This is a genomic window from Streptomyces sp. NBC_00190 (assembly GCF_036203305.1).
Lineage (GTDB): Bacteria > Actinomycetota > Actinomycetes > Streptomycetales > Streptomycetaceae > Streptomyces.
In genome coordinates this window covers 6,937,599-6,956,005 of record NZ_CP108131.1, presented here as the reverse complement: position 1 = coordinate 6,956,005, position 18,407 = coordinate 6,937,599, and the positions used below count along the sequence as shown (strand labels likewise).

General features: G+C 71.3%; 15 protein-coding genes. 2 read left to right on the top strand and 13 right to left on the bottom strand.

The window, feature by feature from the left end; all coding sequences use genetic code 11:
- Positions 1 to 46: 46 nt before the first annotated feature.
- The 7 genes from OG429_RS32530 to OG429_RS32500 form a co-directional block, all read right to left on the bottom strand.
- Positions 47 to 1,267 carry a hypothetical protein gene (locus OG429_RS32530; protein ID WP_328928831.1) on the bottom strand — a complete coding sequence of 407 codons (1,221 nt, stop codon included), beginning with the start codon at positions 1,265 to 1,267 and terminating at the stop codon, positions 47 to 49.
- Between the two features lie 347 nt (positions 1,268 to 1,614).
- Positions 1,615 to 3,528 carry a beta-galactosidase gene (locus tag OG429_RS32525; protein WP_328928830.1) on the bottom strand — a complete coding sequence of 638 codons (1,914 nt, stop codon included), beginning with the start codon at positions 3,526 to 3,528 and terminating at the stop codon, positions 1,615 to 1,617.
- The gene (locus OG429_RS32520; protein ID WP_328928829.1) at positions 3,525 to 4,562 is read right to left on the bottom strand and encodes a zinc-dependent alcohol dehydrogenase; all 1,038 of its coding nucleotides are present in this window, start codon (positions 4,560 to 4,562) and stop codon (positions 3,525 to 3,527) included. The genes OG429_RS32525 and OG429_RS32520 overlap by 4 nt, the downstream gene beginning before the upstream one ends.
- A complete protein-coding gene (locus OG429_RS32515; protein ID WP_328928828.1) occupies positions 4,559 to 5,521 on the bottom strand; it encodes an inositol monophosphatase family protein in 963 nt (320 codons plus the stop codon). The genes OG429_RS32520 and OG429_RS32515 overlap by 4 nt, the downstream gene beginning before the upstream one ends.
- Entirely contained in the window at positions 5,518 to 6,786 is a 1,269-nt protein-coding gene (locus OG429_RS32510) for an aspartate aminotransferase family protein (RefSeq protein ID WP_328928827.1), read from the bottom strand. Before OG429_RS32510 ends, OG429_RS32515 begins: the two co-directional genes overlap by 4 nt.
- A 238-nt stretch (positions 6,787 to 7,024) precedes the next feature.
- Positions 7,025 to 7,627, bottom strand: a complete 603-nt coding sequence (locus OG429_RS32505; RefSeq protein WP_328928826.1) for an HAD family hydrolase — start codon at positions 7,625 to 7,627, stop codon at positions 7,025 to 7,027.
- On the bottom strand, positions 7,624 to 8,922 hold the full coding sequence (locus OG429_RS32500) for an MFS transporter (RefSeq protein WP_328928825.1): 1,299 nt from the start codon (positions 8,920 to 8,922) through the stop codon (positions 7,624 to 7,626). The genes OG429_RS32505 and OG429_RS32500 overlap by 4 nt, the downstream gene beginning before the upstream one ends.
- Positions 8,923 to 9,094: 172 nt before the next feature.
- On the opposite strand from OG429_RS32500, the gene OG429_RS32495 reads away from it, so the two are divergent.
- Positions 9,095 to 9,853 (top strand): DeoR/GlpR family DNA-binding transcription regulator, encoded by a 759-nt coding sequence (locus OG429_RS32495; protein ID WP_328928824.1) that lies wholly within the window; start codon positions 9,095 to 9,097, stop codon positions 9,851 to 9,853.
- Positions 9,854 to 9,913: 60 nt separating this feature from the next.
- Here the strand turns inward: OG429_RS32495 and OG429_RS32490 are convergent, their stop codons facing one another.
- Together OG429_RS32490 and OG429_RS32485 are read right to left on the bottom strand one after the other, a co-directional pair.
- Complete coding sequence (locus OG429_RS32490; protein ID WP_328928823.1) at positions 9,914 to 11,734, bottom strand: ABC transporter ATP-binding protein; 1,821 nt, start codon at positions 11,732 to 11,734, stop codon at positions 9,914 to 9,916.
- Between the two features lie 104 nt (positions 11,735 to 11,838).
- Positions 11,839 to 13,158 carry a cytochrome P450 gene (locus OG429_RS32485; RefSeq protein ID WP_328928822.1) on the bottom strand — a complete coding sequence of 440 codons (1,320 nt, stop codon included), beginning with the start codon at positions 13,156 to 13,158 and terminating at the stop codon, positions 11,839 to 11,841.
- A gap of 229 nt (positions 13,159 to 13,387) precedes the next feature.
- Here OG429_RS32485 and OG429_RS32480 point away from each other — a divergent pair, with 229 nt between their 5' ends.
- Positions 13,388 to 13,978, top strand: coding sequence for an Imm21 family immunity protein (locus tag OG429_RS32480; RefSeq protein ID WP_328928821.1), 591 nt, complete (start codon positions 13,388 to 13,390; stop codon positions 13,976 to 13,978).
- Positions 13,979 to 14,015: 37 nt separating this feature from the next.
- Here the strand turns inward: OG429_RS32480 and OG429_RS32475 are convergent, their stop codons facing one another.
- From OG429_RS32475 to OG429_RS32460, 4 genes are all read right to left on the bottom strand, one after another.
- Complete coding sequence (locus OG429_RS32475) at positions 14,016 to 14,435, bottom strand: peptidoglycan-binding domain-containing protein (protein WP_328928820.1); 420 nt, start codon at positions 14,433 to 14,435, stop codon at positions 14,016 to 14,018.
- A gap of 528 nt (positions 14,436 to 14,963) precedes the next feature.
- Positions 14,964 to 15,839 (bottom strand): hypothetical protein, encoded by an 876-nt coding sequence (locus OG429_RS32470; protein WP_328928819.1) that lies wholly within the window; start codon positions 15,837 to 15,839, stop codon positions 14,964 to 14,966.
- A gap of 120 nt (positions 15,840 to 15,959) precedes the next feature.
- Positions 15,960 to 16,919 carry a GNAT family N-acetyltransferase gene (locus OG429_RS32465; protein WP_328928818.1) on the bottom strand — a complete coding sequence of 320 codons (960 nt, stop codon included), beginning with the start codon at positions 16,917 to 16,919 and terminating at the stop codon, positions 15,960 to 15,962.
- A gap of 122 nt (positions 16,920 to 17,041) precedes the next feature.
- Positions 17,042 to 18,400, bottom strand: coding sequence for an MFS transporter (locus OG429_RS32460; RefSeq protein WP_328928817.1), 1,359 nt, complete (start codon positions 18,398 to 18,400; stop codon positions 17,042 to 17,044).
- Positions 18,401 to 18,407: the final 7 nt, after the last annotated feature.

Sequence of the window (18,407 nt, the reverse complement as noted above, 5' to 3'; positions counted from 1 at the left end):
TGCCTTTCACAGAAGTGGCCGTCGGGAACCCCGTCCGGGCGTTCCCTCAGGCGATGACGTGGTCGAGCCGGGACCGCCGGCTGCGCAGGCGCTCCCTGACGGCGATCCAGAGGGCGAGGCCCACCTGGGCGAAGGTCAGCAGCAGGAAGACCGAGGAGTCGAGCAGGAGGACCCAGTCCGCTCGGTGGCCCGCACCGAAGCGGTCGAGGGAGGCGGTGATCATCTGCAGGAAGACCGGGCCGAGCCCCAGCAGGAACGTGCTCAGGCTGATCGTGTACCCGACGAGGATCAGCCAGGAGTACCAGCGCGCCGCCCGCCGGTCCACGGGGTGCCACGTGCCCTCGTCCACCAGCAGGTGGGTCCGTCCGACGAGCCGGTTGAACCGGTTGCGGAGCATGCGCACGGAGGTGGTGTGCAGGTCCACGCAGCCGAGCGCGGTGGTGATCAGCACGTAGACGTCGGTGCGCAGATAGAGGAAGAACTGCCAGAGCAGCCGGATGACCGCGGCGAACGCCACGGCCAGGCACACCCGGCCGACGAGCGCGTCCCCGCCGCCCGGTCCCATGGCGTCGGCCACTGTGATCAGCAGGCTGATCAGGACGACGTCGGCGACCATCCCGGCCAGGATCGGCAGGTAGCGCTTGCGGCGCTCCACCGCGACCAGGCCGTCCAGTGAGGTCTCGACCACGAGGAAGTAGAAGCGGTACGACATCCGGGTCCGGGAGCGGATGCCGAGGCGGCGTCCGGCCAGTGCGTGGAACAGCTCGTGGACGGCGATCAGCGGGACGGCGACGATCAGCAGGACCCCGTTGATCACCGCGTAGTAGTCGCTGAACAGCAGGTCCCGCGCGGTCGGTACGAGATCGGGCTCCAGCAGCATGCGCAGCACCGCCCAGGCGGTGATCGCGCCGTAGCAGATCCAGGCGGCCGGCGAGAACAGGGCCCGTCCGAGCCGCTGCCAGCGCACCGGCTCCGGCGCGGCCGGTTCCTCGTCCGCCGCACGGACGAAGCCGAGTTCGTACAGGGCCTCGACGACGTCCGCGACGTCGGCGCGTTCTCCGTACTCGGCCTCGTACCAGTCGGCGGCCTGCGCGGGTGTGGCCCCCTCCTGCAGGCGGCGTACCAGCTCGGCGCCGTCCGGCGGGAAGATCGCGTAGGAGTCGGTGTCCTGACGGCCGATGGTGACCTCGCCGCCGTCCTCCAGGTAGACCAGCGGGTGGAGCGCCAGCGGCGCGTCGTCGGAACTGCGGAGATCTCGGTCCGCCATGGCGCTGCTCCCTCTCTGCCTGTTCTCCCGGGTGGCATCGGGCCCCGGCCGCGGCCGGGGCCCGATGCCGGACTCACCTGACGCGAGGTCAGGCGGGGTTCGGGTAGACCTGACAAGCGGAAGACGTGAGGCGGACGGGGCCGGCCTTACGGATCTGGATCTTCTTCATCTGTGCACCTCCTTCGCAGGATCGGGGGCTGTGCTCCCATCCTGGAGAGGGCCTCCAAAACTTCTCCATACGTCCGCCAAATTCCCTTCACACGGCGGGAGAGGCCGTGGAAGGGAGGGGGCAAGGGGCGGGCGGCGGGAGGCGCGCTGTCAGGTGCGCTGTCCCGCCGCCCGCGTTCTCAGGAGGCCGCGACGCGCGTTGCGTCGGCCTGCTCGCCGGCCCGGGTGAGGGCGACGGGTGCGGTGGACGGCGGGGCCGGGGTGGCCAGCCAGCCCAACAGGGCGTCACCGCGGGTGACGACGACGGCGGCGGAGCCCGCCGGGAGGTGCAGCTCCCACCCGCCGTCGGGGCCGGTGATCCGGTCGTCGCCGTCGGTCGGGTTGAAGGCGCCCGTGATCCGTACGCCGCCCGGGCCGGTCCGGGCGAGTACGAGCGCCCGCCGGTGCTCGGACGTGCGGCGCGGTGCGCCCGCCGAGGGCAGCGCGGCCACGAAGGCGGCCACCGCACCGTCGGCCGGGACGTCCGGGGCGAGCCTCAGCTCGCCCGGCGCCCGGGGGTCGTCCGGCGCCCCGGGGTCGTCCGGCGCTCCACCGTGCGGCGCTCCGGCGCGCAGGATCCCGACGGGGATCCCCTGGCCGTCGCCGCTCTGCCGGGGGTGCTCGTCGAGCCATCCCAGGCCGATCAGCCTGCCGCGCTCGCGCAGCTGCTCCTGTACGGCGTCGGCGAGTTCCCCGAGCGCGGTCCGGCCGGCGCGCTGCCAGGCACCGGACTCGGGCAGGGCCCGGTCGAGGAGGACCAGCGCGTCGCGTTCCGGCTCGCTGTCGAGGAGCAGGCCGCCGAAGCGGTCGAGGAACGCGGCCAGCAGCCGCAGCCCTTCGGCGTTCGCGGTGTGAGCGCCGGCCTCGGTGAGCGGGGCTCCCGGGCAGTACGGGGGCGCGTGCAGGGCGGGGTCGACGCCTTCGGCGCGCAGTCCCACGGGGTCCATGTCCACGAGGCCGCCCCAGCTGCCCGCGGCGCAGGCGGTGTAGACGCTGACCGTGGTGGAGCCCAGCAGCAGCGCCAGCAGCGCGTTGAACACCGGCGTGCACGGCTGGGCGTAGGTCTCGTCGGTCCAGGTGAAACCCCAGTTGGCCTCGACCACATCGGTACCGCCGAGCATGATCCCGGTCAGGTGGGAGGAGAAGGCCGCGGTGTCGCGGGCCGGGTTTCCGACCCACTCGGTGTGGCCGGCCAGGTGCCGGGAGCCCTTGACCGCGCGCTGCCGGGCGGCCCACGCGTCGAGGGCTCCCGGTGCCGCGGTGCTCGCCAGCGGTACGTTGGCCAGCCGGGCGGGGCCGGCCGGGAAGAGGTCGGATATCCGGTCCCACAGGCCCACGATGGCGTGGCCGCACCACTGGGACCACTGGACCCGCAGGGTGCCGCTCCACCGGTCGAGGTCCTGGGCGGCCAGTGCGGCCTCGTCGGTCAGGCCGCGCTCGGTGAGCCAGTGCGCGAAGGCCTCGCGGGCGGCCGGTGAGGCGTCCTGGGCGTCGACGCGCAGGCTCGCCTCGCCGGCCATGCCCTCGTTGCCGAGCTGGAGCGCGACCACCGGTCCGTGGGGCGCCGCGGCCTTGGCCACGACCTCGTCGGCGACGGCGCGCAGCCAGGTCTCGGCCTCGGCCGCGACCGCCGGGTCCAGCAGGCTGGGCAGCGGCTTGTCCTGGGAGGTGAGCACCGTGCCGTCCAGGCCGCGGTACGGGGTGTACGCGGGCCCGCAGAGCCGGTCGGGCAGCCCGCCGAGCTGGACCTCGGCGTGGATGAAGGGGCCGGGTTTGAGGAGTACGGCCAAGTCCGCCTGGGCGGCCAGCTCCAGGAATCCCGCCACGTCGCGCTGTGGGTCGGTCCGGCCGGTGAAGTCGAAGGTCCGCTCCGTACCCTCACCGGTCTCGTGGAACCGCCACGGCAGGTAGCAGGACACGACGTCGACGCCGAGTCCGCGCAACGCCCGCAGGTTCGCCTCCCAGTTGGCGGGGTCGGCCCGGTAGTACGGGTACTCGCCGACGACGACGGGGCGGCCTGCGCCCGGGACCAGGGCCTCGTTGATGCGGGTCATGCCGCCGCCTCGGAGTGCGGGGGTACGAGGACGACCTTCAGCGCGGTGTACCGGGAGCCGGGGACGGCGGCGAGGGCCTTGAACGCCTCTTCGTGCTCCGCGAGCGGGAAGCGGTGGGTGACCACACGCTCCAGCGGCAGGGTCCGGGCGAGCTCGATGGCCTTGGGGAAGATCTGGCTGTTGTAGTCGCCCGCGCCGATGATCTGCAGCCCGCGCTGGAGCAGACTCAGCGGGCGCACCGTGGCGGAGGCGTTGCTGTTGAAGCCCATGATGACGACCCGGCCGCGCAGCGCGGCGTAACCGATGCTCTGCTCCAGGAGGCTGCCGACGGAGTCGACGACCAGGTCGCCGCGCGCCGCGAGTTCGCCGTCGGCCGGGGTGTGGACGGTGACGCGGCCGCCGAACTCGGGGGCCTCGAACACCTCGTGGTCGAGCTGTCGGCGCACCGGGTCGGGTTCCACGAGCATCACCCGGGCTCCGTACAGCTGGGCGGCCATGGCGGTGACCACGCCCATGGGTCCGCCGCCGACGACGATCGCCGTCTCACCCGCGACGAGCCGTCCGGCTTCGAGGTTGTTCAGGGCACAGGCGAGCGGCTCGACGACGACGGCGCGGTCGAAGCTCATGCCGTCGGGTACGGCGTGGCAGAAGAGTTCGGGGAGCCGGATGAACTCCGCGAAGGAGCCGTCGTAGTCCAGGCCGACCTCGGTGCCCGTCTTGTGGCCGCAGAAGTTCAAGTGGCCTTCGAGGCAGGTGGGGCAGTTGCCGCAGTACAGGGTGGGGTTGACGATGACCCGGTCGCCCACGGCGAAGCGGGTGACGCCCTGCCCGACGGAGTCGACGGTCCCGACGGCTTCGTGCCCCATCACCACACCGGTCTCGGCGGGGAACTTGCCCACGAGCACGCTGCGGTCGGTGCCGCAGATGCCGCTCTGTGCGACGCGGATGACGACGTCGTCGGCGCGGGCGGCCTGCGGCTTCGGGTGGTCGACCAGGGCGAGCGTGCGGTCGGGGCCCAGCGTCAGCGCCTTCATGATGTCTTCCTTGTCGCCGGGGTGGTGGTGCCGCCGAGGTCCCAGTGGACGGCGTCGAGCAGCTGCTTGTGGAGTTCGGGGGTGGAGGCGGCGATGCACGACTTCTGGTTCATGGGGCCGAGGTCCACGAGTGAGGTGGGGCCCAGGTCGTCGCCGTAGGCGTCGGTGATCACCACGCCGGCGAGGCGGGCGAGGTAGACGGCGGCCGCGATGTCGTAGGGGAAGAGGTGCAGGATCGAGCCGCGGCCCACGCGCCGGAACTCGTCCTCCGTCTGCGGGTGGTCGCGCAGGACCCGGTTGCCGATGTCGACGAAGGCGTCGAGCTGGCCGGTGATGATGCGCGAGATGGAGAAGGTGCTGCTGTTGAAGACGAAGATGCCGCCGGTGTTGGCCGACCGGTCGACCAGGTGGGCGTAGGCCTCGGTCATCAGTCGCATCGGGTGGCCGTTGAACTCGATCGACCAGAACATGGTGGCCAGGTCGGTGTTGCGGCTCAGGCGCGGCACGGGGGTGTGGAAGCCGCCGCTGGAGAGGCCTTCCTGATCGTCCCCGTAGATCCACGCGCCGCTCTTGATCTCCACCAGCAGGGCGGCGGTGACGTCGGCGAGGGTGGGCGCCCCGTCTCGGTAGGGGGCGGCGGCGATGGACACCATGCCCATCTCCAGCCCGGCCGAGGTCGGGCGGGTGCCGTCGATCGGGTCGACGACGAGGAGCACCTGCGGGTCGGGCGCGAGCTCGACGTACGAACCGTCCTCGGTGTAGAGGGCGAGGGGGATCCCGGCGTGTGCGCGCAGGTGGTCGATCACGGCCCGCTCGGCCACCTCGTCCACGTCGAACTGGGCGTCGCCGCCGGGCGAGTCGCCGTGGACCTGGCGGGCGAGGCCGCGGTCCGCGTAGGCGAGGAGTTCGGTGCGGACGTGCTCGCCGAGTTCCGTCAGCAGCTTCTTCAGCTCTTTCATCGGGTCAGCTCCGCGAGGAAGAGGTTCTCCAGCTTGTCGCAGATCTCGTCGGCCTGCTCCATCGTGAGGATCAGCGGCGGGCGGATCTTGAGGACGTTGCCGTAGCCGTAGCGCGAGGTGCGCAGGATCAGCCCGTGTTCCATGGCCTTGTCGGCGAGGTGGTTGGTCAGCTTGACGGCGGGCTTGCCGTCGAGTTCGGCGATCTCGAAACCGATCATGAGGCCGACGCCGCGGACGTCCACGATGGCCGGGTAGCGGCGTTGCATGTCGCGGAGGCGTTCCATGATGTGGTCGCCGGTCCTCGTCACGTTCGCGAGGAATTCCGGCCGGCGCACGATGTCCAGCGTGACGTTCGCGGCGGCGGCCGCGAGCAGGTTGGAACCGTAGGTGAAGGAGTGGTGGTTCGCGGGCAGTCCGGCGAGCCGCTCGTTGGTGAGGATGGCGGCCACTTGCGCGCCCGATCCGCCGAGGCCCTTGGCGGTGGTGATCGCGTCCGGCTCGACATCGAAGTACTGGGCCGCGAACATGTGGCCGGTACGGCCGATCCCGGTCTGGATCTCGTCGAAGATCAGGGCGATTCCCTGCTCGTCGCAGAATGCCCGGAGTTTTTGCATGTAGCCGTCCGGCGGGACGATGTTGCCGCCGTTCCCGGATATCGGCTCGATCAGGACGGCGGCGACCCGGCCACTGCTGGCGTAGTCGACGAAATCCTCCAGCCGGTCCACGCACATCATTCCGCACGTGTCCTTCTGCTGCCCGTAGAAGCAGCGGAAGCAGTAGGGGTCGGGCACTTGCAGGCTGCCCGGGAAGAGGTTGGGGAACGGTTCGCGGCGGAATGAGTTGCCGGACATCGAGGTCATCATCATCGTCTGGCCGACATGGCTGCGGAACAGGGTGATGACATCGGACTTGCCCGTGGCGAGCTGGGCCATCTTGATGGCCCCTTCATTGGCGGCCGAGCCGCCCGACACCTTGGGGTGCACCTTCGTCAGTCCGGCCGGTGAGGTCTCCACGAGCCGCTGGACGAGCCCGTTGACCGGGTCGCTCTGGTAGGAGGAGGTCAGGTGGACCACCTTGTCGAGCTGCTCCTTCATGGCCGCGATGACGGCCGGGTGGGAGTAGCCGAGGCTCAGGTTGAACGTCGCCGACGCGCAGTCGAGGTAGCGCCTTCCGTCCTCGTCGTACAGGTAGACGCCCTCACCCCGCTCCATCTTGCGTTCGCTGACGGGGTAGTAAAGGTGATCGGTGACAACGGTGCTGGCCATTTTTCCTTCTCACGCAGGTAAGGGAAATACGTCAAGACTGTGAGAGCAATGCATGATTCATCCAAAAGGCAGGGAACTGGCGGCCGCCGCACCGTGGTTGATTCATCGGTGGCGGCGGCCCGGATTGTTTACCCGTTCAGATCGGGCATCGGCGCCTGCTCATTCATACGATCACATCTCAAGTGACGGCGGCAAGTGCCAATTTGGGACATGTAAGTCACTTCGCGTACCGGGAATTTCAGCCAGGAAATAGCGCGGCGAGGGCCCCGGTGGAGCTGAAGACATGCCCCTGCAAGCCCAGTTCACGGGCCGCCGCGACGTTGTCCACGCGGTCATCCACGAAGAGGATCTCCCCGGCGGGCAGCGTCAGTTCATGTACACACCACGCGTAGGCGGCGGGCTCCGGTTTGGCGCTGCCGATGCGACAGGAGAACCCGACGACCGCGAACAGGTTCAGCCACGGCTCGCATGTCTCGTACCGGTCGGCCAGTTCCTCGGGGATGTTGGACAGCAGGCCGAGCGTGAGGCCCCGGTCGGCGAGGGTGCGGATCAGGTCCACGCAGTCCTGGTCGACCTCGCTCCAGCTCGCCACGTCGGCCGCGATCAGCTCGGCGGTCAGGCGCTCGTCGAGCGGGATGTCCAGGTCGTCGCAGACGCCTTTCCAGTAGGCGGGACCGGTCACGTCCCCGCGGTCGTACGGGGTGCGCCGCGACCAGTACGCCGCCCAGAACCGCTCGCGTTCCACGCCGGCCGTGCGCTCCAGCACGGCCTGGGAGGCGGGTGACTGAAGGCGTGCGATGACGCCGAACATGTCGAAGAGGACGGCTTTCACGGCTGTCATCCTTGGGCTCCTCGGGTCGGGACGGTGTCCGGGCGGGCCGCGGAGCGCGAGCCGGTCTCCGGGGCGGCCTCGGGGTCGGGGGCCGAGTCGAGGTCGGCTTCCGGGTCGGCTTCCGGGTCGGCTTCCGGGTCGGGGGCGTTCTTGCGCAGCCACACGCTGAGGACGGCGCAGACGGCGGCGAGCGCGAACAGCACCAGCGGCGCCGCCCGCACGTCCATAGTGTCGATCACCCCGCCCAGCAGCGGCGGGAAGGCCACGCCGCCGATCATCGAGGCGGCGATCACGTACGCCCCGGCCGCGGCGACGCTCGGCACGGCCCGGTTCAGCCAGGGCAGGCAGGTGGGGAAGATGGGCGCGATCATCAGGCCGACGCCGAAGTAGGCGTACGGCGCGAGGGCCGGGACGGTCGCGAGGAGCAGGAAGCCGGCCATGCCCGCGCAGCACACGGTCAGGATGGACGGCGCGGACCAGCGCAGGCTCAGGGGGACGATGACGAACCGGCCGATGGTCATCGCCGCCCAGTAGGCGGAGGTCGCGGTGGCGGCGGTGGCGGCGCCGTAGCCGACGGCCTCCAGGTGGGTGGGCTCCCAGCCGCCGACGCCCGTCTCGATGGCCACGTGCAGGACGTAGACGCCGACGAACGCGGCGATGACCGGCAGGACGCGCGCCCCGCCCGCCCGGCCGGCCTCCCCTCCGGCGGGCTCCGGCTCCCGGGCGGCCACGCCGCCGAGGGTGAGCAGGATGAGCAGGCAGACGACGCCGATGCCGACGAAGATCTCCGGATAGCTCTCCGCTCCGAGCCAGCCGACGAGGGCGGGACCGGCGATCGCGCCCACCCCGAAGTGGCCGTTGAGCAGGTTCAGCATCGCGGTGCTGCGACGGCCGAACCCGACGGCGAAGAGCTGATTGAGGCCGTAGTCGATGCCGCCGAAGCCCAGCCCGATGACCAGGGTGCCGGCCAGCGCCAGGATCCAGCTCGGCGAGAACGCGAAGACCGCCGCGCCCGCCGCCATGAGCGCGTAGGAGCCGCCGAGCAGCGTGCGGTTGCTCAGCCGCCCCCGCAGCACGTGGTAGATCAGCACACCCAGCAGCGCGCCGACGAAGTGGGCGCTGAGGCTGAGCCCGGCCACGGCGGGGCTGATGCCGAACTCGTCCCGCAGTGCCGGGATCGCGGGACCGTACAGGGCCTGCAGGGCGCCGATCACCACGAAGGCGGCGCACGAAGCGATGATCGCGACGGTACTGAGCAGCGGTGCGGCCTTCTCGGACGGGTCGGCCTCAGGGGTGGCGGACATCGCTCTCCTCATCGTTGCTTGATCGAATGAACATCGCCGATGTTCATTAGAGCCATCAGATCACACACAACGGCGCACTTTACTCAGTTTTGATGTTCGATACCACAGATCCGCTGTGCACCGACGCCCCCGGCAGCTCCCTCCCTGTGCTAAAAGCAGACACATGAACGTGATGGAGAGACACAGGTTCGTGGTCGCGCTGCTCATGAAGGAGAACCGCGCGACCGTCGCGGAACTGGCCGCGGCCACGGGTGCGTCGGAGATGACCATCCGCCGCGACCTGGAGGTACTGGAGTCCCGCGGGGCCCTGCGCCGGGTGCGGGGCGGCGCGGTGAGCAACCTGCCGGGCGGGGCCGAGCCGCCCTACGCGATCCGCGCCATGTCCGGCGCGCAGGCCAAGGAGCGCCTCGCGGCCACGGTGGTGAAGCTGCTCACCGACGGCGAGACCGTCGCCCTGGACACCGGAACCACCGCCGTGGCCGTCGCCCAGGCGATGGCCGGCCGGAAGCTCACCGTCACCCCGCTGTCCCTGCACGCCGCCTTCACGCTCTCCGGGCATCCGGGCATCCAGCTCGTGCTGCCCGGCGGCCAGGTGCGCCCCGAAGAGCTTTCCTTCTACGGCAGCACACCGCTCCAGACGTTCCAGGACCTGTGCTTCGACACCTTCATCCTGGGCTGCTGCGGCGTCGACCCGGTCCAGGGCGCCACCGCGTACAACCTGGACGACGTACAGGTGAAGCGAGCCGCCGTGGCGGCCGCGCAGCGGGTGATCCTGGTCGCGACCGCCGACAAGCTCGGCCGTGCGGCGCTGGGCCGCATCTGCACGATGGAGCAGATCGCGCTCATCGTCACCGACGCACCGGAGGACTCGCCGGTGGTGGAGGAACTGCGGGCGCAGGGCGTGGAGGTGGTCCACCCGACGGACGGCTGAGCCCGGTACGGCCGAGCCCGGCGGGGCGGGGCCCGGCGGGGAAAGACCGCCGGGCCGAGGTCAGTGCAGGTCCGCCCCCGCGGGGGTGTCGTCCAGGAAGCCGCCCGACTGGTGCTGCCACAGCTTCGCGTAGGCCCCCTCCGCGGCGAGCAGCTCCTGGTGCGTGCCCTGTTCGACGATCCGTCCGCGGTCGAGGACGACGAGCCGGTCCATGGTGGCGACCGTGCTCAGCCGGTGCGCCACCACGAGCGCGGTCCGCCCCTCCATGAGCCGCCACAGCGCCTCCTGGACGAGGACCTCGCTCTCGGAGTCCAGGGCGCTGGTCGCCTCGTCGAGCAGCAGGATCGGCGCGTCGCGCAGGATCGCCCTGGCGAGGGCGACCCGCTGGCGCTGTCCGCCGGACAGCTTCACCCCGCGCTCGCCCACCATGGTCTCGAAGCCGTCGGGAAGCGCGTCGGCGAACTCCGTGACGTGCGCCGCCTCGGCCGCGCGGCGGATCTCGGCGTCGGTGGCGCCCGGCCGGGCGAAGGCGATGTTGTCCCGCAGCGTGCGGTGGAACATCGCCGGATCCTGCGGCACGTAGGCGATCAGACTGCGCAGGTCGGCCTGGCGCAGCCTGCTGATGTCCTGGCCTCCGATCAGGATCCGGCCGCCGTCGATGTCCGTCATCCGCAGTAGCAGCCGGCTGAGCGTGGTCTTGCCCCCGCCGGACCGGCCGACCAGACCGATCTTCGCCCCGCTGGGCACGGCCAGGTCGAGGCCCTCGAAGAGCGGCTCCGCGCCCGAGTGGGCGAAGTCCACCCGTTCGAAGCGCACGTCGGCGGCCCGGGACAGCAGCGGCTCCGGGCACACCGGGTCGAGTACGGTCGGCGGCGTCAGCAGCAGTTCGGTGAACTGCGCCGCCTCCGTCATCGAGCTCTCCAGGCGGCGGTAGATCTGGTTGAACTCGAACATGATCCGCGTCGCGTTGGAGTAGTAGGTGAAGGCGACCACGACCGCCTCCACGCCGTGCCCTCCCCCGGCGAGCGCGACGGCCACCAGCAGGCCCAGCCCGTTGGTCAGCACGGACATCGGCGCGACCAGCGTGTCGATGCGCAGGTTGCCGTAGTCCCACGAGCGCAGCATGAGCCGCCGCGACTCCGCGACCCGCGACCGGTGCTCGGCGGCCTCGCGCTCCTCGGCGGCGAACGCCCGGACCGTGTCCATGTTCATCAGACTGTCGGCGACGTGACCCGAAACCCGGGCGATCGCCTCCTCCCGCTGGTCGACGAGCGCCTGGCGGCGACGGATGAGGGGCGCCGTGCACAGCGCCGTGACGGCGATCATCGCCAGGAGCCCCACGACGAGCAGCGGTTCGTAACTCCACAGCACCACCGATCCGAACACCAGCGGCACCAGGCTGCCCACGACCGAGAACGTCAGCGTGTCGACGAACTCCTCGAAGCGTGAGGCGAAGCTCAGGACCCGCTTGGTCAGCGACCCGGCGAAGTTGTCGTGGAAGAACGCGGCGTCCTTGGCGAACAGCTCGTCCATGCCGATCACGTACAGGTGCTCGACACCGAGGGCGTCCAGGCGGTTCAGGCAGTGCAGCCCGATGCGCCACAGCATCTCCGCGAACAACAGGACTCCGGCGAAACCGAGGACATAGGGCAGCGCCCAGCCGATGCCGGTGCGGGTGCCGGTGTCCCCCGCGATCCTGCCCACGAGCTTGGCGACGACCAGCGGCGCGACGTAGTTGATGCCGATGTTGCCCAGCGCCGGGAGCAGCATCGCGGGCGCCGTCAGCCAACGCCGTCGGCCCAACTCCCGTGTGTAGTAACGGAGCGCGAGGAACACCGAACCCCTGCGCCGTGAACTTTCGTGCGATTCGGGCGATCCCATACCAACCCTGCCTTGTCGGACCGTCACGTCAGAAAACGGAGTGTCCCGCAAGGGCGTCGGCGCGGTCCAAGCGTTTTCTTCCGCCCGTACCGACAGGCTCGGCGTCAGCCCAGCGTGGCGGGCGTCGGGCCGTCGGGGCGGACGGTGATGCCGTAGGCGGCCTTGGCCGGGGTGGAGTGGAAGCGGGGGGTGTGGGCGGGCAGCAGGTGTTCGAGGAGGACGGTCGACTCCCGGAGGGCGAACTGCAGGCCGAGACAGGCCCGGGGCCCGATGCCGAACGGCAGGTAGCTACCCGGATGGGTGGGCCGCCGTCCGGGGGTGGTGAAGCGCCCCGGCTCGAACCGCCCGGGGTTCTCCCAGAGCCCGGGGTCCCGGTGCGTGAGGTACGGGCAGACCAGCACGTCGGTGCCGGCCTCGACCTCGTATCCGGCGAGGACGTCGTCCTGCGCCGCGCAGCGCGGCAGTATCCAGGCGGACGGGTAGAAGCGCAGCGTTTCATGGACGAGCGCCTGGACGGCCTGCCGTCGCCCGGTCGAGCCTTCGACGCCCGCGGCGAGGGCCTGTTCCCGTGCCTGCGGGTTCTGGTCCAACAAGAGGTAGAGCCAGGTCAGGGTGGTGGCGGTGGTCTCGTGACCGGCGACCAGCAGGGTGACCAGCTCGTCGCGGATCAGCCGGTCGGTGTACTCGGGGCGTGTTCCGGCCGCGTCGAGCAGGACGTGCAGCAGGCCCGGGCCCTCGGGTCCGGCCCCGCCGTCGCGGGCGGCGGCGATGGCGTGGCTCGCCACGGCGTCGACGGCGGCCAGCTCGGCGGCGACCGCCCCTTGGGCGGCGGCGCCGTCGGCGGGCAGGCTGGGCAGCGCGGCCACCACGGCGGTTACGGCGGCCAGTTCACGCTCCGTCGCGGGGTCCAGGGGATGTCCGGTCAGGGCCCGCCAGATGGTGTCCAGGGCGAAGCGGCGCATCTCGTCGCCGACGTCGAGGACCTGTCCGGTGCGGGCGTACCCGGCCCAGCGCACCGCGGTGGTGCGGGCGGCCTCGGTGATCCGCTGCTCGTAGCGGCGCATTCCCGGGCCGGTGAACTGGGACTGCAGCAGCCGCCGTTGCCGCTGCCACGCTTCGCCCGTCGCGGCCAGGACCCCGTCGCCGATCAGCAGTCGGGCGCGGTGCGAGCGCTTCACGTACCGGTCGGGATGGAGCGCGAGCACGTGCTGCACGGCCTCGGGGGCGGTGACCAGGACCGTCGGGCGCGCACCGAGCCGGAACGCGGTGACGCCTCCGAGCCGTTCGCGCGCCTGGGCGAACAGGTCGATGAGCTCCCCTCCTCCGGCCTGCCACTGCCCGACGGCGGCGGGATCCAGCTCGGGAACCCGGCGACCCGCCGGGGACGGGCTCGGGAGGGGGCCGGGGCGTGCTTGGGTGGCCACAGGGCTGCTCCTGCGTCGTCGCGGGCGGATGCGGGCATCACGCACTGTAGGGGAGCGGGCGCATTGGGCGACAGGCCGCCTCGGTCTGCGCCACCCGCTCCCCTCCCCCTCCCTGACCTTCGCCGACATGCGCCTACGCCTGCGCCTGCGCCTGCTCCTGCTCCTGCTCCTGCTCCTGCTCCTGCTCCTGCGCCGATACGTTGTCGGTGGCCGGGGGCACACTGGCGGCATGAGTTCTTCGTCTTCCGCTGCGGCCGCTGCTCCCCCTGCCTCTCCTGGCTGGGTGGAGTCTTTCGGCGGCCCACTGATCGCCGTCCCCGTCTCGGCGCTGGACGCATGGCACGGGTGCACGGACAGCGGGGTGACCGCAGGAGACGCGACCGCTGCGGACGACTACGACAGGGCCTGCGCGGTGGACGATCTGGCCGCTGCGATCGCGGTGGGTGAGAACGGTGCGCTGGCGCTGGTGCTGGGGGACGAACCCGCCACCAGCTGCTTCCTGACCGAGCACCGCACCTTCCTGCGCTGGCTGGCCGCAGACTCCGCGGCCGGGCTGATGTCCGCGGCCGAGGCCGTCCTCTCCGATCCCGCCACCAGGTGGGAGGAGTGCGGCTCGTGGGTGACGGACGGCCCGGCCGTACTCATGGACTCCGCCGAGGCGGGTGCCGGACTGGACGTCGAGTATCCCGGCGGGGGGCTGCCCGCACAGGCGCCGGTTCCGCTGCCCGCTGGTCGCTGGAGGATCCGCGCCGTCCACACCAAGGCGGACGAGGACAACTGGGTCGGCCTGGTCCAGCTCCTGCCCGTCGACCCCTCGTGAAGTGCCTTTTATGTTCCAGATTGCGTCACGCCGGCGATCAGCAAACGAAATCTGGCCCGTTGGCCCAGAAAACAAGGGACGACCATGTCTGAGCCCCTATGAGTCCGTCCACGGTAATGCCGGCGCAAGCCTGGAACCGCCTCGTCGCCGCGTTGGTGACCGGGCCGAAATTTCCGTCTTCGGCCAGGTCTGCGCCGCTCATGGCCCTGTTCAGATAGCACTGGGCTTGTTGGACTGCACGTCCCGAGGAGCCGATCTTGAGTGTGGGACGACGGATGGTGTAGTTGCAGACGTCCGCCGCTTTCGTCGTCGCCCCATGATTCGACTCTGCTTCGATCGCCGAACTGGTCGCAGAAGGGGCGCTCTCAGGTACCGCGACGGCCGTGCCTCCTGCAAAGGCGAGAGGGACCACTAGGGCCACAGTAGTGAGCAAGCGTCGCATGTTCAGCACCTCCACGGGCGCAGTTTCATTTAACACAGACTGCTTTACGCATCAATTAGCAAGGTCCGTCCGGCGAACAGCCGAGGGCCCGACTCGCATCCACATGCCCTGGAGCCAGAACTTCGGTGCAGCTCCCCCGTCGCCACTGCCATAGACGCTCTTCACGCAATAAACAACGGACTTCACGCGTGCTGAATTGCAGTCAAGTACACTGCATTCGTCTGACGCTTCGGGTCTCCAGCAGCCGACAAATCCAGATTACGCCTTCAGGCATGCATGAGCATCCGAGCTGCGCCTGGTTCGCGACCACGAGCACCACCCGGCCCCCTCAGCCTCCCGCGTCCCCTGTGCCTTCCACGCTCGAGGGCGTGGTGACCTGGGTGACGAGCCGTCGGGCTCCTCTTCGGACAGGTCCAGGTGCAGGTCGTCCGGAGTTGCGGAGACCGGTGGGGTCACACGTTCCCACTTGAGTTCGTAGCCCGGGGTTCGACACGAGCACGTGCCCTTCACGGTGACCCAGCGCTTCCTCTTGCGTCCCGGCGGCTACGTCGGCGACAGCACGATGCGCACCAGGTACGGCAGCACCGCGCTCACCCCGGCGTCGTGGTCCAGCAGCACCGCCACCGGGCTGTGGCCCTGGGAGTGCAGGGCGTCCAGGGGGTGGGACCACTGGGCGCAGGGGAGCGGCCGGGGAGCATCGGACTCCTGTTCCCGGCCGATGGCGGGGAACAGCTGCGGGACGGGGCGTCCGGCCGCGCGGGCGCGTCGACGGGACAGGGTGCGCTCCACGGCAGTACGGGCGGCCTCGGCCAGGGTCGCGCCCGTGGCGACGACCGTGTCCCGCTCCGGGCCCGGGGCACGCTCCGGCTCCGGTTCCGCGCGCGGGGCGAGCGCGACGGCGCAGGCGGGCAGGGAGAGCAGACCGGACAGGTCATGCGCGACGTGCTCGTCCTCGGACCGCAGGGCGCGCAGCAGCGCGTCGGGGACGGCGTGGCCCTCCCCTGCCAGGCTCAGCCTGGGCACACGGGTCCCGGGCGCCCTGAGGCGGCCGGCGAGGAGGGCCTCGCAGTGCTGGGCGAGCCCCGATTCGAGGGCGCTCACCCAGGTCAGGCCCGCCGCTACGCCCACCGGGGAGCCCGACGCGGGGACGGGCACCCGGCGCAGCGCGCCCGTGGCGAGGTCGAGGCCCCAGGCCCCGGCTGTGGCGGGTGCGGCGGATACCGGGCGTATCGCCGCGTGGGCCGCGAGCTCGGTGAGTGCCGTTTCGACGTCCGAGGCGGCGTCGACCACACCGGGCAGCAGCTCCGCCGCCCGGTCCAGCAACGTACGTGCACCGAGAGCCGGGCCGCCGACCCGGGACAGGAACGCGGCCCGGGCCTCGGCCTCGGTCGAAGCGGCGGTCAACTCTTCGGTGCTCATGTTCGGTCGTCCCTCTCCACGGGTTCTTCGTGGGGCCCATGGAAGCGAGGGTGGATATTCGCCGGATAGACGCACGATCTCGCCCGCCCGCCCACGTGGCCATGGCCCGGCCCGGCGCACTCAGTGGGCGGACAACACCAGGCGGCGGGCGTCGTTGCGGTACCCCACGCGTTCGAAGGCCGCGGCCATCGGTGTGTTCGTCAGGTCGGTGTCGGCGCGGACCTTCTCCGGATCGGTTTCGGACACCAGGATCCGGGTGATCTCGGCCAGGATCTCGTCCGCGTATCCACAGCCCCGGTGTTCCGGCAGCACGCCCAGGTATCCGACCACGGGGAAGGCGTGGTTGCGGGAGGGGAGGCCGAAGCCGACGGGCTCGCCGTCGGGTGTCCGGGCGACCCGCCACCAGGACCGGTCCCCCGGCATGGTGTCGCGGTAGAACGCGACGTCCTCGCGGGCCTGGGCCTCGGGGCCGATGCTCTCGGCCTCCTTCCGGGAGGCCGTGTCGAGGCTGTCCGTCAGGACCCGGCGGAACAGGCCGACGAAGACCTCGTCGTCGGGCTCGGCGGCGAAGAGCAGACGCCCGGTGGGCTCCGGGAGACCGGTCCGTGGTGTCCACTCGTAGCGCAGCCGTTCCACGGTCACCGGGAGACCTGCGCGCCGGGCCGCCTCCTGCCGCCAGGCCACGGCCGCGACCGTGTCGGGCCGGTCGTGCCAGTCACCGGGGAGGGAGAGGTGGTACTCGGGCGCGGCGCTCGCGCCTGCCCCGACGTAGGCCGCGTGGGCGGCGGCCAGCAACCCGGCTGCCACGGTGGTGCGTTCGGCGGCGGACCGGACCGATTCGTGGACGAACACGCCGTCGAGGGCGCCGGGCAGGTCCTCGTCCGGGTCACCCCACCAGACGGCGAGGGCGAGCGGCGAGCCGCCGGAGGCGTCTTCGGCGATCCAGGTCCAGTCGGGGCGGTACTCACCGGCGGAGAGCCGGGCCGTGTACGTGTCGGCCGTCATCCCGCCGGCCGCGTCGGTGACGATGAGCGGGAGGAAGCGGCCGAGGTCGGACGCTGCGGTGGGGCGGAAGATCACATTGACTCCGGATCGGTGGAGGGGGCGGCGCGGCCCGATCGGGGCAGGTCGATCGCCTTCGAGGGTATGCAGGTTGCGCCGACCGGATGACGGTTCGGCCGAGGTGTTCGTCAGGTACCTGTTCAGGGGCCCGTTGTGACAGGGGGCCCGGCCGCGTTCGGCACGCTCTCCCGTTCGACGGGTGACGGGATCTCGGCGGGCGGTGGGGGCAGCGCGGTGATGGTGTGACGGCGCCCGGCCACGGCGGTGGCAGCCAGGATCAGACCGGTGCAGCAGAGCAGCAGGGCACTGCCGCGGTCGCGGGCCGTGCCGAGGAGTCGGCCCACGGTGGCGGCGAACGGCCCGCCGGGGTCCACCAGCGGGCTCAGGACCTGCGAGGCGAGCGGTCCGGCCAGCAGGTAGCCGAGCAGGGTGCCGCCCTGGGTGAACATGCGGCGCAGGGCGAAGACCCGGCCCTGGGCCTCGGCGGCCACCGCGGACTGCCAGAGCACTTGGGCGCAGCTGGTGACCACCGGCAGGCCGAGGAAGAACGTGAAGGCGGCCACGGCCAGGAGGCCCGGGCGCGGGAAGAACCCGGCCAGCAGGACCGCGACCCCGCTGAGCACGGTGGCCGCGGTGACCCAGGGCAACGGGCGGCGCGGGGTGGACCAGATGGACATGGCGACACTGCTGATCGCCAGGCCGAGCCCCCCGGCGGTGCTGACCATGGCCACCGCGGCGTTCTGCTCGGCCTCGGGGGTGGCGGCCAGGACCAGGGGCAGCAGCAAGGCCGTGGCGGTGGCCTCGGCCGCGTTGAGGACGGTGACCAGGCGGAGCAGGTGTTTCAGTCCGGGCTGTCCGGTGAGCAGCCGTCGGCCTTCGGTCAGCTCGGCCCGCCAGCCCGGGCGTTCCCGGGGGCTGCCGGTGTGCTCCGGGCGGCCGGTCGACTCGGGGAAACGGGCGAGCAGCAGGGTGAGCAGCCCCAGCCCGAACGAGACGACGTCGACCAGCAGGACGGCGCGCAGCCCACCCGCGCCGAGCAGGACGGCGGCGAGCATCGGACCGAGCAACTGGGCCCCGGCCAGGGCGGTCTGGGTCATCGCGCTGGCCCGGCCGCGTTGTTCGGGCCCGACCATGCCCGTGACGGCGGCGGCGAGCGCCGGCCACTGGAAGGCCGCGCAACAGGACTCCACGATGATGACCGCGTACACCTGCCAGACGGCCAGGTGCCCGGTCGCCTGGGAGGCGGCCATGGCCACGGCCGCGAGCATGGCCGCCGCGTCCGCGCAGAGCAGCACGGTGCGGCGCCGGTAGCGGTCCACCAGGACCCCGGCGACCGGGGCGGCCAGCATGCCCGGAGCGAAGCCGAGCAGCAGACCGGTGGCGAACTGGGTGACGGAGCCGGTCTGTTGGTAGATCCACAGGCCGAGGGCGAAGCCGGAGATGCTGGATCCGAGTGCGGTGACCAGCCGGCCGACCCAGACGAGCACGAAGGTGGTCATGGCAGGC